The sequence below is a fragment of the Isoptericola sp. NPDC055881 genome, from assembly GCF_053615895.1.
Genome location: NZ_JBSHCR010000025.1, coordinates 1 through 5,490 on the forward strand (window position 1 = coordinate 1; position 5,490 = coordinate 5,490).

Here is a 5,490-nt window from a genome sequence, read left to right on the forward strand (position 1 = left end):
CCCGATGGGGTGGCCGGCCCTCGTCGTGCGCGGGGCGGTCAGGCCTGGGAGGCGGCCCGGGCCTGCTGCTCGGTGTCCGGCTCGGCGTCCTCCGACGCCGGTTCCGCGGTGGCCTCGGAGCTCTTCGCGGCGCCGGCGCCCTTCGGAGCCTCGGCGTCCTTCGCGGCCGGGGTGTTCTTCGTGGTGCCGGAGCTCTTCGTGGCGCCGGTGCTCTTCGCCGCCTTGGCGCTCTTCGTGGCCCTCGCCGGCTCGGCGACCGGCTGCTCGTCCTCGGCCGGGATCTCGGCCGTGGCCTCGGCCTCGGTCTTGGCCTGGGCGCCCGGCTGAGCGGCGGTGGCGGGCTCGTCGGCAGCGGCCTCCGGCGCCGGGGCGGGCGGCACGTCGGTGTCGGCCGCCGCGCGCGAGGAGCCCTTGGCGGACTTCTTCTCGGCGCCGAGGAGGCCGCGCAGCTCCTCGAGGTAGGAGTTGATCGAGTCGTGCCGGCGCGTGAGGTCCTCGAGCTGGCGCTGCGCGGTGGACCGGTGGTTCTCCGCCTCCACGCGGGCGTCCGAGACCATCTGCTCGGTGAACTCGCGCGCCTCGGCGACGATGCCGTCCGCGGTGCGGCGGGCGTCCGCCACGAGGGCCTTCACGTAGGCGTCGGACTCGGCCCGGACCTTCTCCGCCTGCTGCAGCGCGAGGGCGACGCGCTGCTCGGCCTCGGCGGCGTGCTCCTCGGCCGCACGGACGAGGAGGTCCGTCTCCTGGCGTGCCGTCTCGTGCCGGGCCGCGGCCTCGTGCTCGACCTGCTCGCGCCGCTGCGCGATCTCGAGCTCGGCGTCGGCGAGCGCGGCACGGGCCTGCTCCCGCAGCTGCTCGAGCTCGGTCGTGACGGCGTCCGACGCCTCGGCGGCGTGGTGCTTGGCCTCGGCGATGATGCGGGCGGCCTCGCGGCGGGTGCGCTCGAGCAGGTCGGTCGACTCGCGGTCGGCCTCCTCGCGCAGCGCGGCGGCCTCGGCGGCGGCCTGCGCCCGCTGCTGCGCCGTCTCGCGCTCGGTGGAGACGCGCAGCTCGGTGGTCTCGCGCTCCGCGGTGGAGCGCTGGACGCCGATCTCGCGCTCGAGCGAGGCGCGGCGCTCGGACTCCTCGGCGGAGAGCGTGCTCGTGATGAGGGCGGCCTCGCGCTCGGCGGAGCCGACCAGCTCCTCGGCGCGACGCTGGGCCGCGAGGAGCGTGCCCTCGGCCTCCGCCGCGGTGGTGGACCGGATCTCCTCGGCCTCCCGGCGGGCGCTGCCGAGCAGCTCCGACGCCTCGGACTCGGCGCGCGAACGCACCTGGCCGGCGGAGAGCTTGGCGCGCGCCATGATGTCGGCCGCCTGCTGGTTGGCCTGGGTGAGCACCTCGGTCGACTGCTCCTCCGCGGACCGCAGGAGGCGCTCGACGCGGGAGCCGAGACCGGCGTAGGAGGGCTTCTCGTTCTCCCGCAGCTGGCGCTGTGCGAGCGCCAGCTCCGAGGAGATCTGCATGGCGCGCGCGTCGGTGCTCTCGACGTTCCGACGAGCCTCCTCCAGAGCCTGCTCGAGTCGGGCGATGTGACCGTCCACCTGGGCGCGGTCGTAACCGCGCATGGTGATCGGGAAGAGCGTGCGCTCGTCGGACACGTGCAGACCTCCGTATGTGGTGGGTGTCCCGGCCACGTCAGGATAGTGGGGCGGCCATGGCGCCGATACTCGGGACATACTTGCCCAACGGGACGAGCCAGGCATCTTCTCACACCCGGGCGTCGCGCCGCGAGGGCCGGGTTGCGGCTCGCCGCTGCGGGTCGTGGCGACCGCCGGGAGCCGCGGCGCGGCGGACGTACGCGAGTCGTGAAGGGTTCGTGAACCGCCCCCCGCCAGGGGGGGCGACATGGACGGAGCTCGGTGCGCCGTCCCTATGCTGGACTGTCCACGTCGAAGGGAAAGCTCGGTGCTGCAACGCATTCTGGGCGGCGTCCTGGTCCTCATCGGACTGGTCGCTGCCGCGCTCGGTGTCGCCTCCGCCACAGTGTGGCGCGCCACCGACACGGTGGCCGCCACGGCCAAGCCGTCCGGCGACGGCACGCTCGTCGTCACCGACCCCGGGGTCCTGGGCCTCGTCGGCGACGACGTCACGATCAGCGCGTCCGTGCCCGAGGGGCAGAAGGTCGCGCTCGCGATCGGCCGCGACGTCGACGTGGCCGGGTGGGTCGGCAACGACCCGTACTCGCGCGTGACCGGCCTCAGCGACTGGGAGAACCTCTCCGTGACGGCGGGCAAGCCTGCCGACGCCGACGCCAAGACCGACGAGGCACCGGCCACCGGCCCCGACCCCTCGGGCTCGGACATGTGGGTCGCGGAGGCCTCCGACGACACCAGCGTCACCCTCCGCTGGAGCGACCGGCCGGGTCGGTGGACCCTGCTCGCCGCGGGTGTCGGCAAGGACGCGCAGGCGCCCACCCTCGAGCTCACCTGGCCGCGCACCGTCGCGACGCCCTACCTGTGGCCGGGCGTCATCGCCGGGGCCGTCCTCGTGCTGATCGGCGCGGTGCTGCTGGTGCTCGGCGGCCGCCGGGTCCGTGCGCAGCGCGCTGACGGCGCCGACAGCGACGGGCGCCTCGACCCGCCCGGCACGGCGGCGGACGACGAGGCGCACGCCGCCCCGTTCGGCGGCCCGTCGGCCGGCCCGTTCGCCCCGGTGCGGCCCACCGACGAGTCCGCGGGCACTCCCACGTCCCCGCCGACCGGGGAGCCGGGCGCGGACCGGCCCGAGGGCGGTGCGGCTCCGGAGGACGGCGCGGCACCGGAGGACGGGACGGCGCGCGACGCCGCGGGCACCGCGGAGGTGCCCCTCGCGGGCCGCCTGCTGCGTCGGTCCCGGCGCCGGCAGCGTGACGACCTCGTCGAGGGTGCCTCGCCCGCCGAGCCCGCCGAGCACGCGTCCGCCACCGCCGTCGCCCCGTTCGCGGCGGGGCCGACCGCGCACGCGCCGGTCCCGGCCGAGCCGACGCCGCACGAGCCCGCGTCGGCGGAGCCGGCAGCGTCGGAGGAGCCCACCACCGCCACCGGGGCCCTGCGCATGACCCGCCGCGAGCTGCGCGCCCAGGAGGAGGCTCGCCGGGCCGCCGAGCAGGGCGGGATGACACGCATGCTGCGCGCCATCACCGGCTCGATCCCCGCCGTGCGCCCGCAGCAGGCCGCGCCGGCGGAGGCGGACGGCGACGCCCGACCGGACCTGGCCACGCCCACCGGCCGCGCTGCCGCCTGGCGCGCCACCTGGGGCTTCGGCGACCCGGGCCGCACCGGCCACGGCGCCGATGGCGCCGAGCAGCGCCCGACCGACACCGACGGGGAGAACCGATGAACCGCCGTACCACCCGCCGCGGCCTGGCCGTCGCGAGCGCCGTCGTCGTCTCCTCGGCGCTGCTCGCCGGCTGCGCCCAGGAGCTCCCGCAGCCCGCGCCCGACCCGGCGTCGAGCCGGCCCGCGCTCACCGAGGACCAGGACACCCAGGTGGCGGCCGCGGTCGCGAAGACGGTCGACGCGGCGGACAAGGCCAAGAAGGGCACGGACCTGAAGCCGCGCGTGACCGGGCCCGCCTACGAGGTGCGCGCCAGCCAGCTCGCCGTGGCGAAGGAGCGCGACAACGCCGAGTTCGTCACGGACATCCCGAGCGAGTCCCAGCAGATGATCATCCCGACCACCGAGGGGTGGCCGCGCACGAGCTTCTCGATCACGCAGGCGACGGAGAAGCTCGAGACGCCCCGCCTGGTGGCGTTCGAGCAGGCCTCGGCCCGCGAGAACTACAAGATGTGGTCCTGGGTGCAGCTCATCCCCGGGCAGCAGATGCCGTACTTCGCCGACCCCGCGATCGGATCGGAGGCGGTGGCGAAGGACGACGACTCGCTCGCCGCGTCGCCCGTCGACGCCCTCGCGCAGTACGCCGACATCGTCACCCTCGGGGCGAAGAAGTCGTCGTTCGCCAAGCAGTTCACCCTGCCGGACGCCGACCTGACGGCCGCCGTGGCCGCGGACGAGGCCGCGTGGAAGGACGTCCCGGGGTTCGAGGAGTCCGGGACGAAGTACTCGAAGAAGTTCGTGGCGCGCAAGGACGACGTCCGGTCCGTGCGCACGGTCGACGGTGGCGCGCTGGTGATGGGCGTCCTCGACGGGACGGCGAAGGTCGAGGCGGAGGAAGAGGCCAAGGTCCCGGCGCTCTCGCAGACGCAGAAGGCCCTGCTCGGCGACGCCGACCCGACCAACGTGCTGAAGACCGAGTACACGGACATGGTGGCCCTGTACGTGCCCCCGAAGGGCTCGGACGAGAAGATCCGGCCGCTCGGGTACTCGCACGTCGCGACGGCGGCCTCGAACTGACGCTCCGCTCTTAGGATGACGCCATGACCAACGCCACCCCCGATCCGTCCTTCGCCGTGCGCGGTGCCGTCGACCTGTCGGCGCTGAACCGCCCCCAGTCGCCGCCCCCGGGGGAGCCCGGCGGGGCGCCGTCCGCCGGCGGCTACGTGCTGGACGTCACGGACGCGAACTTCCAGCAGGTGGTGCAGGACTCGACCACGTTCCCGGTGGTCATGCTCCTGTGGATCCCCACCGACAAGGCGAACGCCGACCTGGGCGAGCTCCTCGGGCGTCTCGCCGAGGAGTACGCCGGGCGGTTCCTGCTCGGCCGGCTCGACGCCCAGGCGTACCCGCAGGTCGCCGCGGCGTTCCAGGTGCAGGGCGTGCCGACGGTCGTCGCCGTGCTGCAGGGCCAGCCGCTGCCGCTCTTCCAGGGCGCAGCCCCCGAGGACCAGGTGCGAGGCGTCCTCGACCAAGTGCTCGCGGCCGCCGAGCAGAACGGTGTCACCGGCCGTGCCCCCGCGCAGGGCGGCGAGGGCGAGGCGCCGGCCGAGGCCGAGGCCGAGCCCGTGGAGGAGCCGCTGCCGCCGCTGCACCAGGAGGCGTACGACGCGATCGAGCGCGACGACCTCGACACCGCGGTCGCCGCCTACGAGAAGGCCATCAAGCAGGACCCGAAGGACGCCCTGGCCGTGGCGGGCCTCGCCCAGGTGCGGCTGCTGCAGCGCACGCGCGACGCCGACCTGCAGGCCGTGCGCACGGCGGCGGCGGACGCCCCCGGTGACGTCGACGCGCAGCTCGGCGTCGCGGACACGGACATGCTCGGCGGCAAGGTCGAGGACGCGTTCGCCCGCCTGCTCGAGCTGCTGCCCGGCGCCGACGCGGACACCAAGGAGAAGCTCCGCGTGCGTCTCGTGGAGTACTTCGAGATCGTCGGGCCGACCGACCCCCGCGTGGTCAAGGCGCGGCAGCGCCTCGCCATCAGCCTGTACTGACCCCGCGCTGGACTTCTGACCCCGCGCTGGAATCGTGGGGGGGGGGGGGGGTGACGGAAAGACAGGGGGGGGGGGAAAGAGGACCGCCCACCGTAGAGCGCGGGGGGGGGCGGGGGCCCGGCCCCCCGCGCCCCCCCGGGCGG

At 75.4% G+C, this 5,490-nt stretch carries 4 protein-coding genes; 3 read left to right on the forward strand and 1 reads right to left on the reverse strand.

Features of this window, described 5'->3' with window-relative positions:
• Positions 1-38 precede the first annotated feature (38 nt).
• Positions 39-1,640, reverse strand: a complete 1,602-nt coding sequence (locus ACWGKI_RS09710) for a hypothetical protein (protein ID WP_452186538.1) — start codon at positions 1,638-1,640, stop codon at positions 39-41.
• A gap of 307 nt (positions 1,641-1,947) precedes the next feature.
• Between ACWGKI_RS09710 and ACWGKI_RS09715 the strand changes: the two genes are divergently transcribed.
• Genes ACWGKI_RS09715 through ACWGKI_RS09725 form a run of 3 tightly spaced genes read left to right on the forward strand, consistent with a single transcriptional unit; the run spans position 1,948 to position 5,347 of the window.
• Entirely contained in the window at positions 1,948-3,360 is a 1,413-nt protein-coding gene (locus ACWGKI_RS09715; RefSeq protein ID WP_452186540.1) for a hypothetical protein, read from the forward strand.
• The gene (locus tag ACWGKI_RS09720) at positions 3,357-4,373 is read left to right on the forward strand and encodes a hypothetical protein (RefSeq protein WP_380245376.1); all 1,017 of its coding nucleotides are present in this window, start codon (positions 3,357-3,359) and stop codon (positions 4,371-4,373) included. Before ACWGKI_RS09715 ends, ACWGKI_RS09720 begins: the two co-directional genes overlap by 4 nt.
• 23 nt (positions 4,374-4,396) lie before the next feature.
• Entirely contained in the window at positions 4,397-5,347 is a 951-nt protein-coding gene (locus ACWGKI_RS09725; protein WP_452186542.1) for a tetratricopeptide repeat protein, read from the forward strand.
• Positions 5,348-5,490 lie beyond the last annotated feature (143 nt).